We start from the raw sequence: 22,962 nt of genomic DNA on the forward strand, positions 1-22,962 counted from the left end.
GCCATTGACGTCGATGTTTGAATGTGATTCTTTGTGCGTGGTTCTGTTTGATCCGCCCGAAGGGCACTGCCGTGAAGAAGACCGTCACCACGCTCGCCGACGGGCGCGAGCTGATCTACTACGACACCCGCGACGACACGGTCCGCACCGCCGTCGACCCGCGGCCCCTCACCCCCGTCGTCTCCCGCTCCGAGATCCGGTACGACGAGCTCACCGGCGACCCCGTCGCCGTCGCCTCGCACCGGCAGGCCCGCACCTACCACCCGCCGGCCGACGCCTGCCCGCTGTGCCCCGCCAAGGACGGCCGCGAGAGCGAGGTCCCGGAGGAGAGCTACGAGGTGGTGGTCTTCGAGAACCGCTTCCCCTCCCTCTCCGGCGGCGTCGGCCGCTGCGAGGTCGTCTGCTTCACCGACGACCACACGGTCTCCTTCGCCGACCTCACCGAGGAGCGGGCCCGGCTCGTCCTCGACGCCTGGACCGACCGGACCGCCGCGCTCTCCGCCCTGCCCGGCGTCGAACAGGTCTACTGCTTCGAGAACCGCGGCCGGGAGATCGGCGTCACCCTGCCCCACGCGCACGGCCAGATCTACGCCTTCCCCTACGTGTCCCCCCGGACGGCCGCCATGCGGCGCCGGACCGACGAGCACCGGGCGGCGACCGGCCGGAACCTCTTCGACGACGTCGTCGCCCGCGAGCGGGCCGACGGCGAGCGGGTGGTCCTGGAGACCGAGCACTGGATCGCCTTCGTGCCGTACGCCGCCCACTGGCCGTACGAGGTGCACCTCTACCCCAAGCGGCGGGTGCCCGACCTGCTCGCCCTCGACGAGGCCGCCCGCACAGAGTGCGCACAGGTCTACCTGGAACTCTTGAGGCGCTTCGACCGGCTCTTCGGCCCGGACGAGCCGCCGACGCCCTACATCGCCGCCTGGCACCAGGCGCCGTTCACGGACGAGCGGCGCGAGGACTTCGGACTCCACCTGGAGCTTTTCAGCGTCCGGCGCGCCTCTGGCAAGCTGAAGTTCCTCGCGGGCACCGAGTCCGGCATGGGCGCGTTCATGAACGACGTACGGCCGGAGGACGCGGCCCGACGACTCCGAGAGGTGGCGACCGCATGACCACGACCGCGAAGAGGTACCTGGTGACGGGAGGCGCCGGCTACGTCGGCAGCGTCGTCGCCGCCCACCTCCTGGAACGGGGCCACCGGGTCACCGTCCTCGACGACCTCTCCACCGGCTTCGCCGAAGGGGTCCCGGACGGCGCCGAGTTCGTCGAGGGCCGCATCCAGGACGCGGCGAAGTGGCTCGACGCCTCCTACGACGGCGTGCTGCACTTCGCCGCCTTCTCGCAGGTCGGCGAGTCCGTCGCCAAGCCCGAGAAGTACTGGGAGAACAACGTCGGCGGCACCATGGCCCTGCTCGCGGCCATGCGCGACGCCGGGGTGCGCCGGCTGGTCTTCTCCTCCACCGCCGCGACCTACGGCGAGCCGGAGACCGTGCCGATCACCGAGACCGCGCCCACCTCGCCCACCAGCCCGTACGGCGCGAGCAAGCTGGCCGTCGACCACATGATCGGCGGCGAGTGCGCCGCCCACGGCCTGGCCGCCGTCTCGCTGCGCTACTTCAACGTCGCCGGCGCGTACGGCTCCCTCGGCGAGCGCCACCACCCCGAGTCCCACCTCGTCCCGCTCGTCCTCCAGGTCGCCCTGGGCGAGCGCGAGGCGATCTCGGTGTACGGCGAGGACTACCCGACCCCGGACGGCACCTGCGTCCGCGACTACATCCACGTCGCCGACCTCGCCGAGGCCCATCTCCTGGCGCTCGACGCCATGACGGCGGACTCCGTGCCGGCCGGCGAGCACCTGGTCTGCAACCTCGGCAACGGCAACGGCTTCTCCGTCCGCCAGGTCGTCGAGACCGCGCGCGAGGTCACCGGCCACCCGATCCCCGAGATCACCGCCGCGCGGCGGCCCGGCGACCCGGCCGTCCTGGTCGCCTCCGCCGACGCCGCCCGCGAGCGGCTCGGCTGGACCCCCTCCCGCCCCGACCTGGCCGCCGTCGTCGCCGACGCGTGGGCGTTCGCCCGGCACCGTCGGGAGGGAGGCGCATGAGCGTCGCCGCCGGCTTCGAGGCGCTGTACGGCGCCGCGCCCGACGGGGTGTGGGCCGCCCCCGGGCGGGTCAACCTCATCGGTGAGTACACCGACTTCAACGACGGCTTCGTGCTGCCGCTCGCGCTGCCGCACACCACCGTCGCCGCCGTCTCCCGCCGTGACGACGGCGTCCTGCGGCTGCACTCCGCCGACATCGACGGCGGGATCGTGCAGCTGGAGGTCGACGCCCTGGAGCCGCTGTCCGGCGGCGGCTGGGCCGCCTACCCGGCCGGCGTCGTCTGGGCGCTGCGGGAGGCCGGGCACCCGGTGGCGGGGGCCGACGTGCACCTCACGTCGACCGTGCCGACCGGCGCCGGGCTCTCCTCGTCGGCGGCCCTGGAGGTCGTCACGGCGCTCGCCCTGAACGACCTGTTCGGCCTCGGGCTCTCGCGCCCCGAGCTCGCCCGGATCGCGCAGCGCGCCGAGAACGCCTTCGTCGGCGTCCCCTGCGGCGTCATGGACCAGATGGCCTCCGCCTGCGCGGAGGAGGGCCACGCCCTCCATCTGGACACCCGGGACCTCTCGTACCGTCAGGTCCCCTTCGACCTGGCCCGCGAGGGGCTGCGGCTGCTCGTCGTCGACACCCGGGTGAAGCACGCGCTCGGGGACGGCGCGTACGCGGAGCGGCGCGCCGGGTGTGAAGCGGGTGCGCGGGCGCTCGGGGTGAAGGCCCTGCGCGACGTGAGCGCCGCGCATCTATCCGAATCCCTCGCACTCCTGGGCGACGAGACGATTCTTCGGTACGTCCGGCACGTCGTCACCGACAACGCCCGGGTGGAGCGCGTGATCGCCCTGCTCGACGCCGGGGACACCCGGGCCGTCGGGCCGGTCCTCACCGAGGGGCACGCCTCCCTCCGCGACGACCTGCGGGTCTCCTGCCCGGAGCTCGACCTCGTGGTCGAGGCGGCGAACGCGGCGGGCGCGCTCGGCGCCCGGATGACCGGCGGCGGTTTCGGCGGCTCGGCCGTCGTCCTCGTCGACGCCGACCGGGCGGAAGCGGTCTCGGCCGCCGTCGTCGAGGCCTTCGCCGCGGCCGGACACGCGGTACCCGGGATCTTCCCGGCGGTGCCCTCGGCGGGTGCGCGCCGGCTCTGAACCCGTCCCCGCATCCGTACGAGTTCGCGCAGTTCCGCCAAACGGCCCCCACCGTGACGCCCCGCCCCTACTCTGTTGGGCAGCGCCGGTGGGGGCCGGTGCTGTTCAGGGGTCGAGACCCGTCGGGTACGGCGCCGGGAGCGGGGTAACAGTCACGCACGGCGGCGGCCGGGCGATCGGCGGACCCGCCTCCGGCGCCGTACCGCGCCGGTCCGTTCCTCGATGCATGGGGGTGTCCGTGGCACGTATCCGGGTCCTGGTGGTGGACGACCACCGCATCTTCGCCGAGTCGCTGGCCGCCGCCCTCGCGGCGGAGCCCGACGTCGACGTCGCCGCCGCCGGCAGCGGCCCGGCCGCACTGCGCTGCCTGGACCGCGGCGCCGCGGAGGGGCGCAGGTTCGACGTGCTCCTCGTCGACGCCGAGCTGGGCGCGGGGCCCGCCGCCGGCGCGGCCGCGGCCCACCCCGCCCCGGCCGACCCGGAGGCCGTCGTCGACGGGATCTCCCTGGTCGCGGGCGTGCGCCGGGCCCAGCCCGCCCTGCGTACGGTCGTCCTGGCGGAGAAGGACGACCCGCACCGGGCCGCGCTCGCCCTCCAGGCCGGGGCCTCCGGCTGGGTCGCCAAGGACTGTTCGCTCCAGCGGCTGCTCGCCGTGGTCCGCGGGGTGCTGCGGGACGAGACGCATCTGCCGCCCGCGCTGCTCACGGGCGTCCTGCGGGAGCTGACGGCGGCCCGCAAGCACCGGACGGACAGTGAGCGGCTCGTGGAGTCGCTGACCCCGCGCGAGCGGGAGGTGCTGCGCTGCATGGTGGCGGGCCTGGGCCGAAAGGCCGTCGCGGAGCGGCTGTTCCTCTCCCCGCACACCGTCCGTACGCACATGCAGAACGTGTTGGGGAAGCTGGGCGTGCACTCGACCCTGGCGGCGGTGGCGCTGGCCCGGCGGGCCGGTGTGGGCCCGGCGGAGCCGGCTGCGGCGCTAGCCGGGGACGTTGTCGAACGGGGCGGTCAGCCGGCGTAGCAGGGCGGCCAGTTCGCCGCGCTGGGCGCGGGAGAGCTGGGCGAGGATGGCGCGCTCCTGGGCGAGCAGCCCGGCGAGCGCCTCGTCGGCGCGGTCGCGGCCCTCGGGGGTGAGCCGGACGAGGACCCCGCGTCGGTCGCTGGGGTCGGGCAGCCGTTCGACCAGACCCTTCTTGGTGAGCCGGTCGATGCGGTTGGTCATGGTGCCGGAGGTGACGAGGGTCTGGGTGAGGAGCTGGCCGGGGGACAGCTGGTAGGGCGCGCCGGCCCGGCGGAGCGAGGTGAGGACGTCGAACTCCCAGGGCTCCAGCTGGTGCTCGGAGAAGGCGAGTCGACGGGCGCGGTCGAGGTGCCGGGCGAGCCGTGAGACGCGGCTGAGCACCTCGAGCGGTTCCACGTCGAGGTCGGGGCGCTCGCGGCGCCATGCAGCGACCAGTCGGTCGACCTCGTCCTCCATGACGATCAGTGTAGAGGGTCTGTTGACATAAAGTCTCTTGGGTTCGAGTTTCTCGATATCGAGTATCTTGAAATCAAGATATATTTCCCTGGACTACGGGGAAGGGACCCGGCCGGAACTTCGTTCCGCTTCGGCAACACGTGCCAGCAAGGGGGCTTCGAACATGCATTCCGTGGAATCCGCCGCACCAACCTGGGATCCGCAGCAGTACCTCCGTCACTCCGGCCACCGCACCCGGCCGTTCCTCGACCTGCTCGCCCGAATACCGCACCTGCCGGCCCAGGACCGGCCCGCCCGCATCGCCGACCTCGGCTGCGGTCCCGGCAACGTGACGGCCCTCCTCGCCGACCGGTGGGCCGACGCGCACATCACCGGCTTCGACCTCTCGCCGGAGATGCTGGAACGCGCCGAGAAGGACTGGGCGGGCACCACCCGCGGCGGCGGCTGGCTCGACTTCCGGCCGGCGGACGCCGCCCACTGGACCCCCACCGAGCCCTACGACCTGATCGTCTCCAACGCGGCCCTCCAGTGGGTGCCCAACCACCCCGAGTCCCTCGCCCCCTGGGTCGACGGACTCCACCCCGGCGGCACCCTCGCCTTCCAGGTCCCCGGCAACTTCACCTCACCCAGCCACGCCCTCCTCGGCGAGCTCTGCGAGACCCCCGAGTGGCGCGACCGCCTCGGCGACCAGGGCCGCCGCTTCGTCCACATCCTCGACCCGGCCGAGTACCTCACCAGGCTCACCGACCTCGGCTGCGAGACGGACGTCTGGGAGACCACGTACAGCCAGCTCCTGCAGGGCGAGGACCCCGTCCTCGACTGGGTGAAGGGCACGGCACTGCGGCCCGTCCTCACCACCCTCGGCGACGACCAGGAGGCGATCGACGCCTTCCTCGCCCAGTACCGCGCCCTGCTGCGCGAGGCCTACCCGGCAGGCCCGCACGGCACCGTCTTCCCCTTCCGGCGCATCTTCGCCGTCGCCCGCAAGCAGGGGTGACCGCACCGACGGGGGGACGCACGGGCGCCCCGCACCGGAGTTCCGGTGCGGGGCGCCCGCGTTCCCCTGCTAGAACACGCCGTTGTACGTCTGGAAGCCCGTCCCGATCCGGAAGCGCGGCCCGAACGTGCCGTTGCCGACGCCCAGGTAGCGCCAGAGCTCGCCCGCCGCGTTCACCGCGAGCAGGTCGCCCTTGCCGTCGCTGTTCAGGTCGCCCGGCGCCACGACCCGGGCGTACGTCCAGCCGCTGCCGATCTGCGTCCGCGCCCCGAACGGAGCGGTGGCGGAGCCGGTGCCCCGGTACAGGAACAGCCTGCCGGAGCCGTCCCGGGCGATCACGTCCGGACGGCCGTCGCCCGAGTAGTCGGCCGCGCCGACGATCGCGTTGTAGCCGGCCCAGCCGGTGCCGACCTTGATCCGGGCGTAGAAGCCGGTGCCCTCGCCGTTGCCCCGGTACAGGTACAGGTTGCCGGCGGCGTCCCGGGCCAGCACGTCGCCCCGGCCGTCGCCGTTCAGGTCACCCGCGCCGACGACCCGGTTGTAGACGTGCCAGCCGCTGCCCAGGATCGTGCCGTCGTCGCCGTACAGGTAGCCCTGGACGGTGACCAGGAGGTCGGCGTCGGTGTCCGGACCGAGGGACGAGGCGAAGGAGAGGTTGTAGCTGTTCCAGCCGTTCTCGTCGCTCGCCTGGTACCGCTTGCCGAGCAGGCCGTTGTTGTCGGCGAAGTACCGGTAGATCAGGCCCTGCTTGTCCCGCGCCAGGATCGCGTTCTTGCCGGATCCGGCGATCGCGCCCGAACCGCTGAACTGGTCGACCTGCCGCGCCCCGCGGTCGTAGCTGACCTGCGCGCGGGGGCCGAGACGGCCGTCGCCCAGGCCCAGGTAGCGCCACAGGGTGCCCTGCTGGTCGCGGGCGAGCAGGTCGGCCCGCCCGTCGCCGTCCTGGTCGTCCACGGGCACGATCTGGTTGTACGTGCCCCAGCCCGTGCCGACGGGCACCCGGCCCTTGAACGGGGCCGCCTTGTCGCCCGTGCTGCCGTAGAAGAACAGCTGCCCGCCCAGGGTGCGGCCGATGACGTCACCGCGGCCGTCGCCGTCGTTGTCGCCGAGACCCACGATCTGGTCGTACAGGCCCCAGCCGGTGCCCACCTTCGCCCGCGGCCCGAACGGCGCCGTGAGCGAACCGGTCGCCAGGTACAGGTACAGGTCGCCGTTGTGCTGGCGGCCCATGAGGTCCGCCTTGCCGTCGCCGTTCACGTCACCCGGCGAGAAGACCTTGTTGTAGATCGTCCAGCCGTTGCCCGTCCACTGGTGCCAGCCTTGCGTCGCCGTGGCGTCGGAGAAGAGCTCCAGCTGGCCGTACTTCGAGACGGTCAGCACCTCGGGGCTGCCGTTGCCGTTCAGGTCGCCGATCGGGACGATCTCGTTCTTCAGGACCGAGGAGCCCCCGTAGCCGGTCCACGCCTCGGTCGGCGACACCGCGGTCGACGGCACCGCGTACAGCTCACCGGTCCACTCGCGGTTGAGCAGGTCCGTACGGCCGTCGCCGTCCACGTCGAACCGGGGCGGCACGACCGCCTCGGCCTGGGCCGTACCGGCCTTGGCCGCGCCCGACAGCGCAGGCCAGTCGAGCTTCAGCGCCGTGTGGTCGCGCTGCGGCGTCTCCACGGCCGGCCGCGGCGCGGGCTCGGCGACGGCCGGGGACGCCAGCAGCATGCCGGCGGACAGGGCGAGCGCGGTGCAGGTCGTGACACGACGCGCGCGCCCGAAGAATGCGGAACGCAAAAGATCCCCCCCTGGGGAACGAGAACAGGGCCCGGGGCAGGGATCCGCGACGCGTCCGCACGGCAGTCGGCACGTGCGGAGGGCGGACACCCCCCTCGGATGTGGACCGGAGTGTACTCCTGTTCGAGTATGGGGAAACCACTGGTTTTCCCCGACCCCGTCAGGTCCCCCGGACCCCGGCCCCACCCGTCAGTTCTTGCGGTGCCCTATCAACCGCGGCTTCTGCTCCAGACCGTCCAGACCGTGCCACGCCAGGTTCACCAGGTGCGCCGCGACCTCCGCCTTCTTCGGCTTGCGGACGTCCAGCCACCACTGACCCGTCAGCGCCACGCTGCCCACCAGCGCCTGCGCGTACAGCGGCGCCAGCTTCGGATCGAAACCGCGGGCCTTGAACTCCAGACCCAGGATGTCCTCCACCTGCGTGGCGATGTCGCTGATCAGTGACGCGAACGTGCCCGTCGACTGCGCCACCGGCGAATCCCGCACGAGGATCCGGAAACCGTCCGTGTAGTTCTCGATGTAGTCGAGGAGCGCGAACGCCGCCTGCTCCAGGAGCTCCCGCGGATGCCCGGCCGTCAGCGCACCGGTCACCCCGTCGAGGAGCTGGCGCATCTCCCGGTCGACGACCACCGCGTACAGCCCCTCCTTGCCGCCGAAGTGCTCGTACACCACCGGCTTCGACACCCCGGCCTTCGCCGCGATCTCCTCCACCGACGTGCCCTCGAAGCCCTTCTCGGCGAAGAGCGTGCGACCGATGTCGAGCAACTGCTCCCGGCGCTGCGCGCCCGTCATCCGCACCCGGCGCCCCCGCCGGGGCTTCTGCTCTCCGCCGCTGCTGCCGGTACCGCCGGTCCTGCCCTCGATCGCCACGTCTTCCATCATGCCGCGTCTGCGGACGCGCTCTGGCGGCGGGCTTCGATGCGGGACTTCGCCGGCCAGCGCACGTCGGACGCCCAGCCCAGCTGCTCGAACCAGCGGATCAGCCGCGCACTCGAGTCGATCTGCCCGCGCAGCACCCCGTGCCGGGCCGACGTCGGGTCCGCGTGGTGCAGGTTGTGCCACGACTCGCCGCAGGACAGCACCGCCAGCCACCACACGTTGCCCGAACGGTCACGCGACTTGAACGGACGCTTGCCCACCGCGTGACAGATCGAGTTGATCGACCACGTCACGTGGTGCAGCAGCGACACCCGCACCAGGGAACCCCAGAAGAACGCCGTGAACGCGCCCCACCACGACCACGTCACCAGACCGCCCACCAGCGGCGGGATCGCCAGCGACACCACCGTCCACAGCACGAACTGGCGCGAGATCGCCCGGATCGCCGGGTCCTTGATCAGATCGGGCGCGTACTTGTGCTGCGGCGTCCGCTCCTCGTCGAACATCCAGCCGATGTGCGCCCACCACAGGCCCTTCATCAGCGCCGGAACCGTCTCGCCGAAACGCCACGGCGAATGCGGGTCGCCCTCCGCGTCCGAGAACTTGTGGTGCTTGCGGTGATCCGCGACCCACCGCACCAGCGGCCCCTCCACCGCCAGCGACCCCATGATCGCCAGCGCGATCCGCAGGGGCCGCTTCGCCTTGAACGCGCCGTGCGTGAAGTACCGGTGGAAACCGATCGTGATGCCGTGGCAGCCGACGAAGTACATGACGACCATCAGCCCCAGATCCAGCCAGCTCACCCCCCAGCCCCACGCCAGCGGCACCGCCGCGAGCAGTGCCACGAACGGCACCGCGATGAAGAGCAGCAGCGCGACCTGCTCGGTCGAACCCTTGCGATCGCCGCCGAGCGTGGCGTAGGGCAGGGCCGCGGTGCCGTCGGACGTCTCGGGCGCCGAGGTCATCTCGGGGCTCATGGTCATGGATGTCCCCTGGGGGTGAGGGTGAGAGTGGGGGAATGTACGAGAAAGTACGGATATACACGGCCGAGGCTACGCCTCCGTAACCTACGGCGTCGTAAGTATGGCAGCGCCGTGGCGCGCGGCAAGAGGGCACAACAGGGCCCTGCCCGCCGCCCACCATGTGGACACCTATCCTGGGGGCGTCGGACAGCGCGGTCCGCAAGCCTCCAGAACCCCTCCAGACGTGCTGAAACACTGCAAGGAGCCGCACCTGTGAGCAGTGCCGACCAGACCCCCACCGCCAGCACCGAGCTGCGCGCCGACATCCGCCGACTGGGCGACCTCCTCGGCGAGACCCTCGTCCGCCAGGAGGGCCACGAGCTCCTCGACCTCGTCGAGAAGGTCCGCAGCCTCACCCGCGAGGACGGCGAGGCCGCGGCCGAGCTGCTCCAGGGCGTCGAGCTGGAGACCGCCGCCAAGCTGGTGCGCGCCTTCTCCACCTACTTCCACCTGGCGAACGTCACCGAGCAGGTCCACCGCGGCCGCGAGATGCGCGAGAAGCGCGCCGCCGAGGGCGGGCTCCTCGCCCGCACCGTCGACATGCTCAAGGACGGCGACCCCGAGCACGTACGCGAGACGGTCAAGAACCTCAACGTACGGCCGGTCTTCACCGCCCACCCCACCGAGGCCGCCCGCCGCTCCGTCCTCAACAAGCTGCGCCGCATCGCGGCCCTCCTGGAGACCCCGGTCATCGACGCCGACCGGCGCCGCCACGACCTGCGGCTCGCCGAGAACATCGACCTCATCTGGCAGACAGACGAGCTCCGGGTGGTCCGCCCCGAGCCTGCCGACGAGGCCCGCAACGCCATCTACTACCTCGACGAGCTGCACGCCAACGCCGTCGGCGACGTCCTGGAGGACCTCGCCGCCGAGCTGGAGCGCGTCGGCGTCGAACTGCCCGCCGGCACCCGCCCGCTGACCTTCGGCACCTGGATCGGCGGCGACCGCGACGGCAACCCCAACGTCACCCCCCAGGTGACCTGGGACGTCCTGATCCTCCAGCACGAGCACGGCATCACCGACGCCCTCGAACTCGTCGACTACCTGCGCGGACTGCTCTCCAACTCCATCCGCTACGCCGGAGCCACCCAGGACCTCCTGGACTCCCTCCAGCGCGACCTGGAACTCCTCCCGGAGATCAGCCCCCGCTACAAGCGCCTCAACGCCGAGGAGCCCTACCGGCTCAAGGCCACCTGCATCCGGCAGAAGCTCGTCAACACCCGCGAGCGCCTCGCCACCGGCACCCCGCACGCCGAGGGCCGCGACTACCTCGGCACCGCCGAGCTGATCCGCGACCTCACCCTCATCCAGACCTCGCTGCGCGAGCACCGCGGAGGCCTCTTCGCCGACGGCCGGATGGACCGCACCATCCGCACCCTCTCCGCCTTCGGCCTCCAGCTCGCCACCATGGACGTCCGCGAGCACGCCGACGCCCACCACCACACCCTCGGGCAGCTCTTCGACCGCCTCGGCGAGGAGTCCTGGCGCTACGCCGACATGCCCCGCGACTACCGGCAGAAGCTCCTCGCCAAGGAACTCCGCTCGCGCCGCCCGCTCGCCCCGACCCCGGCCCCGCTGGACGCCGCCGGCGAGAAGACCCTCGGCGTCTTCCACACCATCAAGGAGGCCTTCGAGCGCTTCGGCCCGGAGGTCATCGAGTCGTACATCATCTCGATGTGCCAGGGCGCCGACGACGTCTTCGCCGCCGCCGTCCTCGCCCGCGAGGCCGGACTCATCGACCTGCACGCCGGCTGGGCCAAGATCGGCATCGTGCCGCTCCTGGAGACCACCGACGAGCTCAAGGCCGCCGACGTCATCCTCAACGACATGCTGGCCGACCCCTCCTACCGGCGCCTCGTCTCGCTCCGCGGCGACGTCCAGGAGGTCATGCTCGGCTACTCGGACTCCTCCAAGTTCGGCGGCATCACCACCTCCCAGTGGGAGATCCACCGCGCCCAGCGCAGGCTCCGCGACGTCGCCCACCGCTACGGCGTCCGCCTGCGCCTCTTCCACGGCCGCGGCGGCACCGTGGGCCGCGGTGGCGGCCCCTCGCACGACGCGATCCTCGCCCAGCCCTGGGGCACCCTGGAGGGCGAGATCAAGGTGACCGAGCAGGGCGAGGTCATCTCCGACAAGTACCTGATCCCCTCCCTCGCGCGGGAGAACCTGGAACTGACGGTCGCCGCCACCCTCCAGGCCTCCGCCCTGCACACCTCGCCGCGCCAGTCCGACGACGCCCTCGCCCGCTGGGACGCGGCCATGGACACCGTCTCCGACGCCGCCCACACCGCGTACCGCAAGCTCGTCGAGGACCCCGACCTCCCCGCGTACTTCTTCGCCGCCACCCCCGTCGACCAGCTGGCCGACCTCCACCTGGGCTCCCGCCCCTCGCGCCGCCCCGACTCCGGTGCCGGCCTCGACGGACTGCGGGCCATCCCGTGGGTGTTCGGCTGGACCCAGTCCCGGCAGATCGTCCCCGGCTGGTTCGGCGTCGGCTCCGGCCTCAAGGCCCTGCGCGAGGCCGGCCTCGACGCGGTCCTCGGCGAGATGTACGAGCGCTGGCACTTCTTCCGCAACTTCCTCGCCAACGTCGAGATGACGCTCGCGAAGACGGACCTGCGGATCGCCCGCCACTACGTCGACACCCTCGTCCCCGACGAACTCAAGCACGTCTTCGCCGACATCGAGGCCGAGCACGCGCTCACCGTCGCCGAGGTCCTCAAGATCACCGGCGGCGAGACGCTCCTCGACTCCAACCCGGTCCTCCAGCAGACGTTCGCCATCCGCGACGCCTACCTCGACCCGATCTCCTACCTCCAGGTCGCCCTCCTCGCCCGCCAGCGCGCGGACGCCGAGCACGGCCGGGAACCGGACCCGCTGCTCGCCCGGGCCCTCCTCCTCACGGTGAACGGCGTCGCGGCGGGCCTCCGCAACACCGGCTGACCCCCACCCCGTTCATGACTGTGCCCCCGTCGGAAACGACGGGGGCACAGGCGTGTCCGGCAACGACGCCGTTACTGCTGCGCCTTGCGACGGCGGGTCACCAGGACCGCGCCGGCGGCCGCGAGGGCCAGGGCCGCGGCGGCGATGATGCCGACGGGAGCGCTCGAACCGGTCTCGGCGAGGTTGCCCTCCTCCGAACCGCCCGCGGCGGAGCCGCCGGTGGTCTCACCGGTCGTCGCGCCACCGGTGGTGGAGCCCGACGTGGTGGTGGTCTCGCCCGTGGCGGAACCGCTGGTCGCGGTCGTCTCACCCGTGGTGGTCTCGCCGGTGGTGGTCTCACCCGTGGCGGTGGTCTCGCCCGTGGTGGTCTCACCCGTGGTGGTCTCGCCGGTGGTGGTCTCACCCGTGGTGGTCTCACCCGTGGTGGTCTCGCCGGTCGTGGTCTCACCGGTGGTGGTCTCGCCCGTGGTGGTCTCACCGGTGGTGCCGGTCTCGGCCACGCAGGCGTGGGACAGGTTGAACCAACCCTGCTTGATCACGCCGTCGACGACGGCCGAGGCCGAGGTCAGCTTCGCACCCGGCGCGGAGGCCACGTACGCGTGCTTGGCGTCCGGCGGACCGAACGAGGTGATCTCGATCGGCGAGCCGTTGTCGAAGGTCACCGTCAGCTTGACGAACTCGACGCCCTTGCCGGGGATGACGAAGTGCCAGCCGTCCTTGTCGGCCGGAACGGGCGGGCAGTCCTCACCCTCCTTGGCGAAGTCGGAGGCGCTGATAGCCGGGTTGGTCGGCTGGTGCAGCGGGTACTCGTACGTCTTGGCGTCCGACGCGAAGGCCGCGGGGGCGAGGGTTACGGAGCCCGCCATGGCCGCGACAAGAGCGGCTGCGGGGATGAGGGAGCGTCGCATGTGCAGTCGTCCATCTGTGGAATGAGGGATGCCGTGGGAGGTGGCTGGGGCAGCCTATCCACCGCTTTAAGTCGCGCTTAACCCAGTGGGTCATAACGATTGCGCCAGGAACCCGGCGCAATCCGGTCAGAGCGCAACGAACGCGGCGACCAACACGGCCCCGCCCGCCCCCGCCAGCGACCACGCCGTCCGCGGGAGGCGCAGACCGCCGCCGATGAGGGGCGCCGCGAGGAGGAACGCGCCGCCCAGCGGGAGCCAGGCGTGCAACCCGCCGCCCCAGCCCGTACGTACGCCCTCGTCCGTGCCCGGCTTCACCACCACCGGGATCGTCTCGCCCTTCTCCGCCGCGACCGACCTCGCGATCGTCAGCGTCCGCCGCGTCGACGACGGGTCCTCCGGGGCGAAGGCGCCGCTGCACGTCTCCTCCGTGCAGCCGGTCACCGTCAGCGTCCCGTGCTCGCGGCCCTTGGCGAGCAGGACGTGCTGGGCCGAGTTCCACGAGGCCCACGCTCCCGCGACGACGAGGAGCAGGGCGACGAGGGCCATGGCGGCGTTACGGACGTGCGTCATGACCCGCGATCGTACAGTCGTACGGCCCGACCGCCAGGGGGCGGTCGTACGGCCCGACCGGAAGGGGGTCTCGGGCCGACCGCAAGGGGGTCACGGGCCGACCGTAAGGGGGTCTCGGGCCGCCCGCAGGACCCGACCGTGGCGGGCGGGGCGCCCGGACAGGCCCTACGCGTTGTACGCGGACTGGGCCCGCTCCAGGCCCTCCGCGACCAGACACTCCACCGAGTCCGCCGCCCGGTCCACGAACCAGTCGAGTTCCTTGCGCTCGGTCGAGGAGAAGTCCTTGAGGACGAAGTCCGCGACCTGCATGCGACCCGGCGGACGCCCGATGCCGCAGCGCACGCGGTGGTAGTCCGGACCCATCGCCTTCGTCATCGACTTCAGACCGTTGTGCCCGTTGTCGCCGCCGCCGAGCTTCAGCCGCAGCGTCGCGTAGTCGATGTCCAGCTCGTCGTGGACCGCGACGACGTGCGCCGTCGGCACCTTGTAGAAGTCCCGCAGCGCCGTCACCGGGCCGCCGGACAGGTTCATGTACGACATCGGCTTCGCCAGGATGACGCGGCGGTTGGCGGGCCCCGGAGGCCCCATCCGGCCCTCGACGACCTGCGCCTGGGCCTTCTGCGCCCGCTTGAACGAACCGCGCATCCGCTCGGCGAGCAGGTCCACGACCATGAAGCCGATGTTGTGGCGGTTGGCCGCGTACTCGGGCCCCGGGTTGCCGAGGCCGACGATCAGCCAGGGGGCGTTGGCGTCGTCCGTCATGTCCGTCAGGTCTCCTCGTATCCGTCCACGCGCGTGCGTACTTCCCCGTACAAGAGAAACGGGGTGACGGGCCGCACGGCCCGTCACCCCGTCACGTCAGGCAGAGCCTACGGCTCAGGCCTCGGCGCCCTCGGTGGCCTCGGCCTCGGCGGCCGGCTCCTCGGCCTGCGCGGCCAGGACCTGCAGGACGACGGCGTCGGCGTCGGTCACCAGCGTGGCGCCCTTGGGGAGGGTGATGTCCTTGGCGAGGACGGAGGCGCCGGCCTCCAGGCCCTCCACGGAGACCGTGACGGCCTCGGGGAGGTGGGTGGCCTCGGCCTCGACGGAGAGGGTGCCGAGCACGTGCTCCAGCAGGTTGCCACCGGCGGCGAGCTCGCCCTCGGCCTGAACCGGGATCTCGACCGTGACCTTCTCGCCGCGCTTGACGAGGAGCAGGTCGACGTGGATCAGGAAGCCCTTGATGGCGTCACGCTGGACGGCCTTCGGGATCGCCAGCTCGTTCTTGCCCTCGATGTCCAGGGAGAGCAGGACGTTCGGCGTACGCAGGGCGAGGCCGAGCTCGTGCGCCGGGAGGGTGATGTGGGCCGGCTCCGAGCCGTGGCCGTAGACGACGGCGGGGACCTGGGAGTCGCGGCGGATGGCGCGGGCGGCGCCCTTGCCGAACTCGGTGCGGACGGCAGCGGCGAGCTTGACCTCGGACATGTGCACTCCTCGTAGAAAGGTGACGAACAACGTGGTCACCCGGCCACGACTGGCGATGGCCTGCTACGAAGAGCGCGTCGATAACGGACCGCCGTGGACCCTGTACGGGTACGGCCTCCCTCGCCGAGCAACTACGGCAGTCTACCGGCCCGCCGCCCCGCCACCCAATTGGATCACCCGGCGGCCACCGGAACACGGCGGAGGGCCGCTCCCCCGAACGGGGGAGCGGCCCTCACGCGTCGGCTCTCGCCGTGGCTCAGTGCTCCTCGAAGAGGCTCGTCACCGAACCGTCCTCGAACACCTCGCGCACCGCGCGCGCGATCGTCGGCGCGATCGACAGCACCGTGATCTTGTCCAGCTCCAGGGCGCCCGGAACCGGCAGCGTGTCCGTGAACACGAACTCGCTGACCTTGGAGTTCTTCAGGCGATCGGCGGCCGGACCCGACAGGATGCCGTGCGTGGCCGTCACGATGACGTCCTCGGCGCCGTGCGCGAACAGGGCGTCCGCGGCGGCGCAGATCGTACCGCCGGTGTCGACCATGTCGTCCACCAGGACACAGACGCGGCCCTTCACGTCACCGACGACCTCGTGGACGGTGACCTGGTTGGCGACGTCCTTGTCGCGGCGCTTGTGCACGATCGCCAGCGGGGCGTCGAGACGGTCGCACCAGCGGTCGGCGACCCGCACGCGGCCGGCGTCCGGGGAGACGATCGTCAGCTTGGAGCGGTCGACCTTCGCGCCCACGTAGTCCGCGAGGACCGGGAGGGCGGACAGGTGGTCCACCGGGCCGTCGAAGAAGCCCTGGATCTGGTCGGTGTGCAGGTCCACGGTCAGGATGCGGTCCGCGCCCGAGGTCTTCAGCAGGTCCGCGACCAGACGGGCCGAGATCGGCTCGCGACCGCGGTGCTTCTTGTCCTGACGGGCGTAGCCGTACGACGGGATGATCACGGTGATGCTCCGGGCCGAGGCCCGCTTCAGAGCATCGATCATGATCAGCTGCTCCATGATCCACTTGTTGATCGGAGCCGTGTGGCTCTGGATCAGGAAGCAGTCCGCGCCGCGGGCCGACTCCTGGAAGCGGACGTAGATCTCACCGTTGGCGAAGTCGAACGCCTTGGTGGGAACGAGGCCGACGCCCAGCTGGTGCGCGACCTCCTCGGCCAGCTCGGGGTGGGCGCGGCCGGAGAAGAGCATCAGCTTCTTCTCGCCGGTCGTCTTGATCCCGGTCACAGCACTGTCTCCTCAGACGTGTTCTCTGGCCGCGATCCCGCGCCTGTCGAGCGCATGTGCGAACCAGCCGAATTTGTGTGCACGTATCACGGTACGCCGAGTTCGACGTACCCGTTTCCGGTCAGCTTTCGCCGGCGGACTCCTCCGAGGTGGCCTGAGCGGCCTGCGCGGCAGCGCTGCCGGGCCGCTTCCGGGCCACCCAACCCTCGATATTCCGCTGCTGGCCCCGGGCCACCGCCAGCGAACCCGCCGGCACGTCCTTCGTGATCACGGACCCCGCAGCGGTGTAGGCGCCGTCCCCGATGGTGATGGGAGCCACAAACATGTTGTCCGAACCCGTACGGCAGTGGGATCCGATCGTGGTGTGGTGCTTCGCCTCGCCGTCGTAGTTCACGAAGACGCTCGCCGCGCCGATGTTCGTGAACTCGCCGATCGTCGCGTCACCCACGTACGACAGGTGGGGGACCTTCGTGCCCTCGCCGATCGTCGCGTTCTTCATCTCGACGTACGTGCCGGCCTTGGACTTCTTGCCGAGGTTCGTCCCCGGACGCAGGTACGCGAACGGGCCCACGGACGCGCTCTCGCCGATCACGGCCGAATAGGCGACCGTGTTGTCCACCCGGGCGCCCTTGCCGACCGTGGTGTCCGTCAGGCGCGTGTTCGGGCCGACCACGGCGTCCTCGGCGATGTGTGTCGCGCCGAGCAGCTGCGTACCCGGCAGGATCACCGCGTCCGGCTCGAACGTCACGGTGACGTCCACGAAGACGGTCGCCGGGTCGACCACGGTCACACCGGCGAGCATCGCCCGCTCGACCAGCCGCCGGTTCAGCAGGGCGCGCGCCTCGGCGAGCTGCACCCGGTTGTTGATCCCCAGGATCTCGCGGTGGTCGCCGGCGACGGAGGCGCCCACGCGGTGGCCGGCCTCGCGCAGGATCGACAGCACGTCGGTGAGGTACTCCTCGCCCTGGCTGTTGTCCGTCCGCACCTGGCCCAGCGCCTCGGCGAGCAGCCGGCCGTCGAACGCGAACACGCCCGAGTTGATCTCCCGGATGGCGCGCTGCTCGTCGGACGCGTCCTTGTGCTCGACGATCTCGGTCACCGCGCCCGAGGCGTCACGGACGATGCGCCCGTAGCCCGTGGAGTCCGGGACCTCGGCGGTCAGCACGGTCACCGCGTTGCCGTCGGCGGCGTGCGTGTCGGCCAGCGCCTTCAGGGTCTCCCCGGACAGCAGCGGAGTGTCGCCGCACACGACCACCACGGTCCCGTCGGGCGCCTTCCCCAGCTCCTCCAGCGCCATCCGCACCGCGTGCCCGGTGCCGTTCTGCTCCTCCTGGACGGCGGTGCGGGTCCCCGCGTAGTGCTCCTCCAGGTGGCCCGTCACCTTCTCCCGGGCGTGCCCGACGACCACCACGAGGTGCTCGGGCTCCAGCTCCCGCGCGGCGGACACGACGTGCCCGACGAGCGACCTCCCCGCGATCTCGTGCAGGACCTTGGGAGTCTTCGACTTCATACGGGTGCCCTCACCCGCTGCGAGGACGACGACGGCTGCCGGGCGATTGGCGCTCACGGGAATGCCCTTCGGCTTTGGGTGGTGGACCCACGCAGGATACCGGGGGGCAAGCCCACCGAAATGAGCGCGGGTCCTGACCGTGACGGTCAGGACCCGCGATGCGTGGCTCCCGGAGAAGGATTCGAACCCTCATTCAATGGACCAAAACCATTTGTCCTGCCCTTAGACGATCCGGGATGGTTCGCCCTCTATGTCCGTTCCTCCGTCGAGGGGATCGGGACGGCCCCTACTATGCCGCACCACGCCCCTTCGATGCGACGGTACAGATCGGCGCTCCCGAGAATTCGGATCACCAGGCAGCCGTGATACCCGGCGTCGACGTTCTTGCGGTTGGTCAGAGGGTTGTGGCGTTTGACGGTGGTCTTCCTGAAGGCCGAGGGGTCGGCGCTGACGAGGTCGGCCCAGTATCGCTCGGCCTTGGCGGCGTCCGCTGTCTCGTGAATCATCACGCAGTACCTCCGCCGCTCGGGTTCGATGCCGAGAAGGTCGAGCCAGGCGGCGAAGACCTGGATCATCCCGGGGTCGCTGTTCACGAATGTCACGCGTTCGCGGCGCGCATGCGGCTTGTCCTTCGTCCCTTCCGCCCAGTAGAGACCTACGCCCAGCAGGAAGAGCTCGCGCTCCGACAGCGGCCCGATCGCGGCGGCCGCCGCGCTCTTGGCGGCTTGGCGCACCTCTTCGCGGCGGCGCATGGTCGGTTCCCAGCCCCGTCGAGCGATCTCCGACGCCTCTTCCCTGCTTCGGTTCCGTTCCGGCTTCGGGAGGTCCCGCACCCACAGCGAGATCGAGCTCTTCGAGCAGCCCAGCTCGACCTGGATCCGGTCGTAGGTCATGCCCTGGAGGCGCAGTTCGCGGGCGCGCTCGCGGAGGTCGTCCTTGGCATTGGGGCGTTTCGTCCAGGCCGGCGGGGGCTCGCCTTCGAGGAGACGGTTGAGGATGTCGTTGTTGCCGACGTGGAGGCGGTCCCGGATCTGGCGGCGGCTGAGACCCTCGCGGCGCAGGGCGACGGCCTGCTCCCGCAGGTATTCGAAGTCGGCGTACCTGCTCGTTTCGACTGTCATGCGAACACCATCGTCCGGAATGCGGACGTCCGGGTCGAAAGTTCTGGCGATTCAATAGTTCGAGGGACTGGTGTGCGTGTGGTTGACGTCGGGCGCTTTCGGGAGAGGGGCGCCCGTAGGGTGGTGGGCATGACCACAACGGGGGCAGACCGGGACGCTGGGGGCGTCGGGAGTTGGTGGTGGTGGGGGAGAGGGCGGAGTGTCGTCCTCGACGTGGGGCTGGCGGTGGTGTCGGCGCTGGAGTGCGGGATCGAGGGGGTGGGGTTCGCCGGGAAGGCGGGCCTGCCGGTGCCCGTGGGGGTGGTGTTCGGGCTGATCGTGGGGTCCGTGCTGCTCGTACGGCGGCGGTGGCCCATCGCGGTCGTGCTCGTGTCGATCGCCGTGGCGCCCGCCGAGATGGGCTTCCTGATGGGGATCGTCGGGCTGTACTCGCTCGCCGCCTCCGAGGTGCCCCGCCGGATCACCGCCGTACTGGCGGGCATGTCGACGCTGGCCGTGTTCGTCGTGACCGTGGTGCGGCTGCGGCAGGACGTCGCCCAGGTCGACGACGGTCCGCAGGACTTCGACCCGAGCGGCTGGTACGTGCCGAGCGTGTCGCTCTTCATGACGCTCGGCCTCAACGCGCCGCCCGTGCTCTTCGGCCTCTACATAGGGGCGCGGCGCCGGCTCATGGAGAGCCTGCGGGAACGGGCGGACAGCCTGGAACAGGAGCTGTCGCTGCTCGCGGACCGGGCGGAGCAGCGGGCGCAGTGGGCGCGGCAGGAGGAGCGCACCCGGATCGCGCGGGAGATGCACGACGTGGTGGCGCACCGGGTGTCGCTGATGGTGGTGCACGCGGCGGCCCTGCAGGCGGTGGCGCTGAAGGACCCGCAGAAGGCGGTGCGGAACGCGGCCCTCGTGGGCGACATGGGCCGCCAGGCCCTGACCGAGCTGCGCGAGATGCTGGGCGTCCTCCGCGAGGGGACCGCGCCCGCCGCCCCCGCCGCGGTGCCGCTCGCCGCCGTGGGCCGGGCCGCTGCCGCCGCCGCCGAGGCCGCCGCCGACGACGGGCCCTGCCTGGACGCCCTGGAGGCGCTGTGCGAGCAGTCCCGGCTCGCGGGGGCCGCCGTGGAGCTGCTGGTGATCGGCGATGCGCGCCCGTACGCCTCCGAGGTGGAGCGGACGGCGTACCGCGTCGTCCAGGAGGCGCTCACGAACGTCCACAAGCACGCGGTGGGTGCCGCGGTCGTGGTGCGGCTCGCGCACCGGGGGGCCGAGGTCGCGATGCAGGTGGAGAACGGCCCCTGTCCGTCGGACGTGTCCGTCGCCGACGTACGCCTCCCGAGTGGTGGGAACGGTCTCGTCGGGATGCGGGAGCGGGTGCTGCGCCTCGGCGGGGTGTTCGTCTCGGGGCCCACGGACGCCGGCGGGTTCCGCGTGTCGGCGGTGCTGCCGGTGGCCGTCGAGGAGCCGGCCGCGTAGCCGTCGCGCCCCACGCGCCCCGGGCGTCGCACCCCGGGCCCTTCGGCGTCGCGCCTCGCCCCCGCCTGGGCCCGCACGTGAGCCGGGGGACGGGGGCGGGCCCTAGGGCGCCGTGAGGCGGGTGGGGTGGGCGCCGGTGACGAGGGTGGCGAGGGCGGCGTCGATGTCCTTGCCGAGGTACCAGTCGCCGGCGTGGTCGAGGCTGTAGACGCGGCCTTCGGCGTCCATCGCGAGGACGGCCTGGTGGTCGCCCTCCTCGCCGAGCGGGGCGAGCTCGGTGTCGAGGGCGCGGCCGAGGTCGGCGAGGGTGCGGGAGAGGTGGAGTCCGGCGAGCGGGTCGAAGCGGACCGTCGCGGGCGCTATCTGCCGGCCGTGGCCGGGCGCGGTGATCCGCAGGCCGCCGAACTCGGCCCAGGCCTCGACGGCGGCGGGGAAGACGCTGTGCCGGTGGCCCGCGGGGGAGACGTGGGCGCGCAGGGCGTCGGCCCACTCCTCGGCGAGCTTGATGTCCCAGCGGCCGGGCTGCCAGCCGGCCTCGCGGAGGGCCGCGTCGACGTTGACGGGGAAGCGGGTGGTGCTGAGGTGGTCGGGCATGGGGGCGGTCAGCCGTTCTCGACAGGCGTGGTGGGGTCGACGGCGCGGACGCCGAAGTGGGCGAGCATCGCCGTACAGGAACGACAGGGTGCGGCGTAGCTGCCGTGGAGCGGGTCGCCGTCCTCCCGGATGCGCCGGGCGGTGAGCTTGGCCTGCTTGAGCGAGCGGCGGGCCTCGCCATGGGTGAGTGCTTTGCGCTGGGCGCGCTTGGAGCGGGCGTTCTCGGTGGCGGTCAGGTGCCGGGAGAGCAGGATCGCCTCCGGACATCGGCCGGTGAAGCGTTCCCGCTGGCTGCTGGTGAGGGTGTCCAGGAAGTCCTGGACGAGGGCGTGCAGGACGGGGGGCCGGTCGCCGCGGCCCGCGGTGCACGTGAGGGTCTCGCCGCGCACGGAGAGGGCGGCGCCGACGGTGGGGAGGATTCCGTCGCGACGGTGACGCAGTATGGGCGCGCGTGTGGCCTCGGCGCTGCTGCTCCAGTTGAGGCGTGGGTCACCCTGTGTGGGCGTTGTTGCTGCGTGCATGGTGCTGGTCTTCCCCTCCTGCAATCCCCCGAGTTGCGTGGACAGCCTGCCAAATAGGGAGCCATATGGGGAAGCTGGGGCGCCGAAACGCCGCTTCGGTGTGTCGGAATCATGGTGCGACTGTCATGGCGTCGTGACACTTGGTCACCGTCGGGCGGGGGCCGTTACGGGTCTTGTGGCAGCGCATAGGCTGTGCGGGATCAGTCGGTAGTAGCAGTCAGCGACGCCATGCAGGGGGCAACCGCCATGACGAGTCGGCTCGGGCACACCGCGCCACCGAACGCGGCCTACGCCGGGCAGGTCGTGCACTTCCCGGACCCGGTCCGCGCCTCCCGTCACCCCCGAGGGGTACGGGTGGACGAGCACGGCCACCCGGACTTCTCGCCGTACGCGCGTGCGGCGGTGGAGATCGCCGACCCGCCGGAGGGTTTCGGCGTCGACGAGCTGCGGCTCACGGACTACGTGTCGGCGAACGCGGCGATGGCGGCGACCGGCCACGAGCTGTGGGACACGATCCCGTCGGTGGCGACGCCGCACGGCTGGACCTGGCACCACGTGGCGCGCAGCCGCCGCATGGAGCTCGTGCCGGTCGAGGTGAAGGCGCTGCTGCGCCACCACGGCGGGGTGGCGACGGCGGCCGTCGACCATGCGAAGCGGGGCACGCGGCCGCTGCAGGAGACCCGGCCGGTCCACTTCGGGCTGCCCAAGGGGTCGGTGTCGGTGTCGGAGCAGCAGCTCCAGGGCGTCGAGGAGGACCTCGGTTACCGGCTGCCGGGCGCGTACCGCACCTTTCTGAAGGCGGCGGGCGGCTGCGCCCCGGTGGGTACGGCGCTCGACGCGGAGCTCGGGCTGCTGGTCGACCAGCCGTTCTTCACGGTGCGGGAGGAGGCCGGTCTCAACGACCTCGTCTACGTCAACAAGTGCCTGCGCGACCACCTGACCAAGGACTATCTGGGCGTCGCCTTCGTCCAGGGCGGTCTGATCGCGGTGAAGGTGCGCGGCCAGGCGGTCGGTTCGGTGTGGTTCTGCGCGTACGACGACGCGCGGGACTCCGGCGAGGTCGCGGCCGGCTGGTCGGTGGCCGAGCGCGTGGAGCGGCTGCTGCTGCCCTGCGGCGCGGACTTCGACGCGTTCCTCCAGCGGCTCGCGGGCAACCCCCCGGAGCTGGAGACGGTGGCGAACCTGATGGTGGACGGTGGCTTCGCGCGTGCCGTGCCCGTGGTCCCGGTAGGGGAGTGA

The 22,962-nt window shown here is 71.7% G+C and carries 21 protein-coding genes and 1 tRNA gene; 8 read left to right on the forward strand and 14 right to left on the reverse strand.

Annotated features, from left to right (window positions below):
• Positions 1 to 71 precede the first annotated feature (71 nt).
• The 4 genes from galT (at position 72) to OO54_RS08140 (ending at position 4,261) form a co-directional block, all read left to right on the forward strand.
• Positions 72 to 1,115 carry a galactose-1-phosphate uridylyltransferase gene (gene galT / locus OO54_RS08125; protein WP_033202154.1) on the forward strand — a complete coding sequence of 348 codons (1,044 nt, stop codon included), beginning with the start codon at positions 72 to 74 and terminating at the stop codon, positions 1,113 to 1,115.
• Positions 1,112 to 2,107 (forward strand): UDP-glucose 4-epimerase GalE, encoded by a 996-nt coding sequence (gene galE, locus OO54_RS08130; protein ID WP_033202155.1) that lies wholly within the window; start codon positions 1,112 to 1,114, stop codon positions 2,105 to 2,107. Before galT ends, galE begins: the two co-directional genes overlap by 4 nt.
• Positions 2,104 to 3,243 (forward strand): galactokinase, encoded by a 1,140-nt coding sequence (gene galK / locus OO54_RS08135; protein ID WP_017241143.1) that lies wholly within the window; start codon positions 2,104 to 2,106, stop codon positions 3,241 to 3,243. The genes galE and galK overlap by 4 nt, the downstream gene beginning before the upstream one ends.
• 226 nt (positions 3,244 to 3,469) lie before the next feature.
• Positions 3,470 to 4,261 carry a response regulator transcription factor gene (locus tag OO54_RS08140; RefSeq protein ID WP_078905097.1) on the forward strand — a complete coding sequence of 264 codons (792 nt, stop codon included), beginning with the start codon at positions 3,470 to 3,472 and terminating at the stop codon, positions 4,259 to 4,261.
• Here the strand turns inward: OO54_RS08140 and OO54_RS08145 are convergent.
• A complete protein-coding gene (locus OO54_RS08145) occupies positions 4,220 to 4,717 on the reverse strand; it encodes a MarR family winged helix-turn-helix transcriptional regulator (RefSeq protein ID WP_024754861.1) in 498 nt (165 codons plus the stop codon). The two genes, OO54_RS08140 and OO54_RS08145, sit on opposite strands and share 42 nt — an antisense overlap.
• 163 nt (positions 4,718 to 4,880) lie before the next feature.
• Here OO54_RS08145 and OO54_RS08150 point away from each other — a divergent pair, with 163 nt between their 5' ends.
• A complete protein-coding gene (locus OO54_RS08150; RefSeq protein ID WP_033202156.1) occupies positions 4,881 to 5,714 on the forward strand; it encodes a trans-aconitate 2-methyltransferase in 834 nt (277 codons plus the stop codon).
• A 69-nt stretch (positions 5,715 to 5,783) separates the two neighbouring features.
• Here the strand turns inward: OO54_RS08150 and OO54_RS08155 are convergent, their stop codons facing one another.
• From OO54_RS08155 to OO54_RS08165, 3 genes are all read right to left on the reverse strand, one after another.
• Positions 5,784 to 7,499: an FG-GAP repeat domain-containing protein gene (locus OO54_RS08155; RefSeq protein WP_033202157.1), complete on the reverse strand. Its 1,716-nt coding sequence runs from the start codon at positions 7,497 to 7,499 to the stop codon at positions 5,784 to 5,786.
• Positions 7,500 to 7,688: 189 nt separating this feature from the next.
• Positions 7,689 to 8,381: a TetR/AcrR family transcriptional regulator gene (locus tag OO54_RS08160; protein WP_033202158.1), complete on the reverse strand. Its 693-nt coding sequence runs from the start codon at positions 8,379 to 8,381 to the stop codon at positions 7,689 to 7,691.
• A complete protein-coding gene (locus OO54_RS08165; RefSeq protein ID WP_399523002.1) occupies positions 8,378 to 9,355 on the reverse strand; it encodes an acyl-CoA desaturase in 978 nt (325 codons plus the stop codon). Before OO54_RS08165 ends, OO54_RS08160 begins: the two co-directional genes overlap by 4 nt.
• 258 nt (positions 9,356 to 9,613) lie before the next feature.
• On the opposite strand from OO54_RS08165, the gene ppc reads away from it, so the two are divergent.
• Positions 9,614 to 12,343, forward strand: coding sequence for a phosphoenolpyruvate carboxylase (gene ppc / locus OO54_RS08170; RefSeq protein ID WP_033202160.1), 2,730 nt, complete (start codon positions 9,614 to 9,616; stop codon positions 12,341 to 12,343).
• A 71-nt stretch (positions 12,344 to 12,414) separates the two neighbouring features.
• Here ppc and OO54_RS46735 read toward each other — a convergent pair whose 3' ends face one another.
• From OO54_RS46735 to OO54_RS08210, 8 genes are all read right to left on the reverse strand, one after another.
• Entirely contained in the window at positions 12,415 to 13,251 is an 837-nt protein-coding gene (locus OO54_RS46735; protein WP_033202161.1) for an LPXTG cell wall anchor domain-containing protein, read from the reverse strand.
• 126 nt (positions 13,252 to 13,377) lie between these two features.
• Positions 13,378 to 13,821 (reverse strand): hypothetical protein, encoded by a 444-nt coding sequence (locus OO54_RS08180; protein WP_033202162.1) that lies wholly within the window; start codon positions 13,819 to 13,821, stop codon positions 13,378 to 13,380.
• A 165-nt stretch (positions 13,822 to 13,986) separates the two neighbouring features.
• Positions 13,987 to 14,583, reverse strand: coding sequence for an aminoacyl-tRNA hydrolase (gene pth / locus OO54_RS08185; protein ID WP_017241152.1), 597 nt, complete (start codon positions 14,581 to 14,583; stop codon positions 13,987 to 13,989).
• Between the two features lie 114 nt (positions 14,584 to 14,697).
• Positions 14,698 to 15,285 carry a 50S ribosomal protein L25/general stress protein Ctc gene (locus tag OO54_RS08190; RefSeq protein ID WP_033202163.1) on the reverse strand — a complete coding sequence of 196 codons (588 nt, stop codon included), beginning with the start codon at positions 15,283 to 15,285 and terminating at the stop codon, positions 14,698 to 14,700.
• Between the two features lie 256 nt (positions 15,286 to 15,541).
• The gene (locus tag OO54_RS08195) at positions 15,542 to 16,516 is read right to left on the reverse strand and encodes a ribose-phosphate diphosphokinase (RefSeq protein WP_017241154.1); all 975 of its coding nucleotides are present in this window, start codon (positions 16,514 to 16,516) and stop codon (positions 15,542 to 15,544) included.
• A 121-nt stretch (positions 16,517 to 16,637) separates the two neighbouring features.
• On the reverse strand, positions 16,638 to 18,083 hold the full coding sequence (gene glmU, locus OO54_RS08200; protein WP_033202164.1) for a bifunctional UDP-N-acetylglucosamine diphosphorylase/glucosamine-1-phosphate N-acetyltransferase GlmU: 1,446 nt from the start codon (positions 18,081 to 18,083) through the stop codon (positions 16,638 to 16,640).
• 106 nt (positions 18,084 to 18,189) lie between these two features.
• Positions 18,190 to 18,263, reverse strand: a tRNA-Gln gene (locus OO54_RS08205).
• Between the two features lie 11 nt (positions 18,264 to 18,274).
• The gene (locus tag OO54_RS08210; protein ID WP_033202165.1) at positions 18,275 to 19,147 is read right to left on the reverse strand and encodes a hypothetical protein; all 873 of its coding nucleotides are present in this window, start codon (positions 19,145 to 19,147) and stop codon (positions 18,275 to 18,277) included.
• 129 nt (positions 19,148 to 19,276) lie between these two features.
• On the opposite strand from OO54_RS08210, the gene OO54_RS08215 reads away from it, so the two are divergent.
• Positions 19,277 to 20,608, forward strand: coding sequence for a sensor histidine kinase (locus OO54_RS08215; RefSeq protein ID WP_033202264.1), 1,332 nt, complete (start codon positions 19,277 to 19,279; stop codon positions 20,606 to 20,608).
• A gap of 102 nt (positions 20,609 to 20,710) precedes the next feature.
• Here OO54_RS08215 and OO54_RS08220 read toward each other — a convergent pair whose 3' ends face one another.
• Entirely contained in the window at positions 20,711 to 21,202 is a 492-nt protein-coding gene (locus OO54_RS08220; protein ID WP_033202166.1) for an SUKH-3 domain-containing protein, read from the reverse strand.
• Positions 21,203 to 21,210: 8 nt separating this feature from the next.
• The gene (locus OO54_RS08225) at positions 21,211 to 21,723 is read right to left on the reverse strand and encodes a YwqJ-related putative deaminase (protein WP_033202167.1); all 513 of its coding nucleotides are present in this window, start codon (positions 21,721 to 21,723) and stop codon (positions 21,211 to 21,213) included.
• A gap of 246 nt (positions 21,724 to 21,969) precedes the next feature.
• Between OO54_RS08225 and OO54_RS08230 the strand changes: the two genes are divergently transcribed.
• A complete protein-coding gene (locus tag OO54_RS08230) occupies positions 21,970 to 22,962 on the forward strand; it encodes an SMI1/KNR4 family protein (RefSeq protein WP_051786783.1) in 993 nt (330 codons plus the stop codon).

Origin of the sequence: Streptomyces wedmorensis, from assembly GCF_000716445.1 — a bacterium.
GTDB classification, from domain to species: domain Bacteria; phylum Actinomycetota; class Actinomycetes; order Streptomycetales; family Streptomycetaceae; genus Streptomyces; species Streptomyces wedmorensis.

Coding starts and splice junctions, on each gene's coding strand:
- galE (WP_033202155.1), top strand. CDS start 1,112: ATGACCACGACCGCGAAGAGGTACCTGGTGACGGGAGGCGCCGGCTAC.
- galK (WP_017241143.1), top strand. CDS start 2,104: ATGAGCGTCGCCGCCGGCTTCGAGGCGCTGTACGGCGCCGCGCCCGAC.
- OO54_RS08140 (WP_078905097.1), top strand. CDS start 3,470: ATGGGGGTGTCCGTGGCACGTATCCGGGTCCTGGTGGTGGACGACCAC.
- OO54_RS08145 (WP_024754861.1), bottom strand. CDS start 4,717: ATGGAGGACGAGGTCGACCGACTGGTCGCTGCATGGCGCCGCGAGCGC.
- OO54_RS08150 (WP_033202156.1), top strand. CDS start 4,881: ATGCATTCCGTGGAATCCGCCGCACCAACCTGGGATCCGCAGCAGTAC.
- OO54_RS08160 (WP_033202158.1), bottom strand. CDS start 8,381: ATGATGGAAGACGTGGCGATCGAGGGCAGGACCGGCGGTACCGGCAGC.
- OO54_RS08165 (WP_399523002.1), bottom strand. CDS start 9,355: ATGAGCCCCGAGATGACCTCGGCGCCCGAGACGTCCGACGGCACCGCG.
- OO54_RS46735 (WP_033202161.1), bottom strand. CDS start 13,251: ATGCGACGCTCCCTCATCCCCGCAGCCGCTCTTGTCGCGGCCATGGCG.
- OO54_RS08180 (WP_033202162.1), bottom strand. CDS start 13,821: ATGACGCACGTCCGTAACGCCGCCATGGCCCTCGTCGCCCTGCTCCTC.
- pth (WP_017241152.1), bottom strand. CDS start 14,583: ATGACGGACGACGCCAACGCCCCCTGGCTGATCGTCGGCCTCGGCAAC.
- OO54_RS08190 (WP_033202163.1), bottom strand. CDS start 15,285: ATGTCCGAGGTCAAGCTCGCCGCTGCCGTCCGCACCGAGTTCGGCAAG.
- OO54_RS08210 (WP_033202165.1), bottom strand. CDS start 19,147: ATGACAGTCGAAACGAGCAGGTACGCCGACTTCGAATACCTGCGGGAG.
- OO54_RS08215 (WP_033202264.1), top strand. CDS start 19,277: ATGACCACAACGGGGGCAGACCGGGACGCTGGGGGCGTCGGGAGTTGG.
- OO54_RS08220 (WP_033202166.1), bottom strand. CDS start 21,202: ATGCCCGACCACCTCAGCACCACCCGCTTCCCCGTCAACGTCGACGCG.
- OO54_RS08225 (WP_033202167.1), bottom strand. CDS start 21,723: ATGCACGCAGCAACAACGCCCACACAGGGTGACCCACGCCTCAACTGG.
- OO54_RS08230 (WP_051786783.1), top strand. CDS start 21,970: ATGACGAGTCGGCTCGGGCACACCGCGCCACCGAACGCGGCCTACGCC.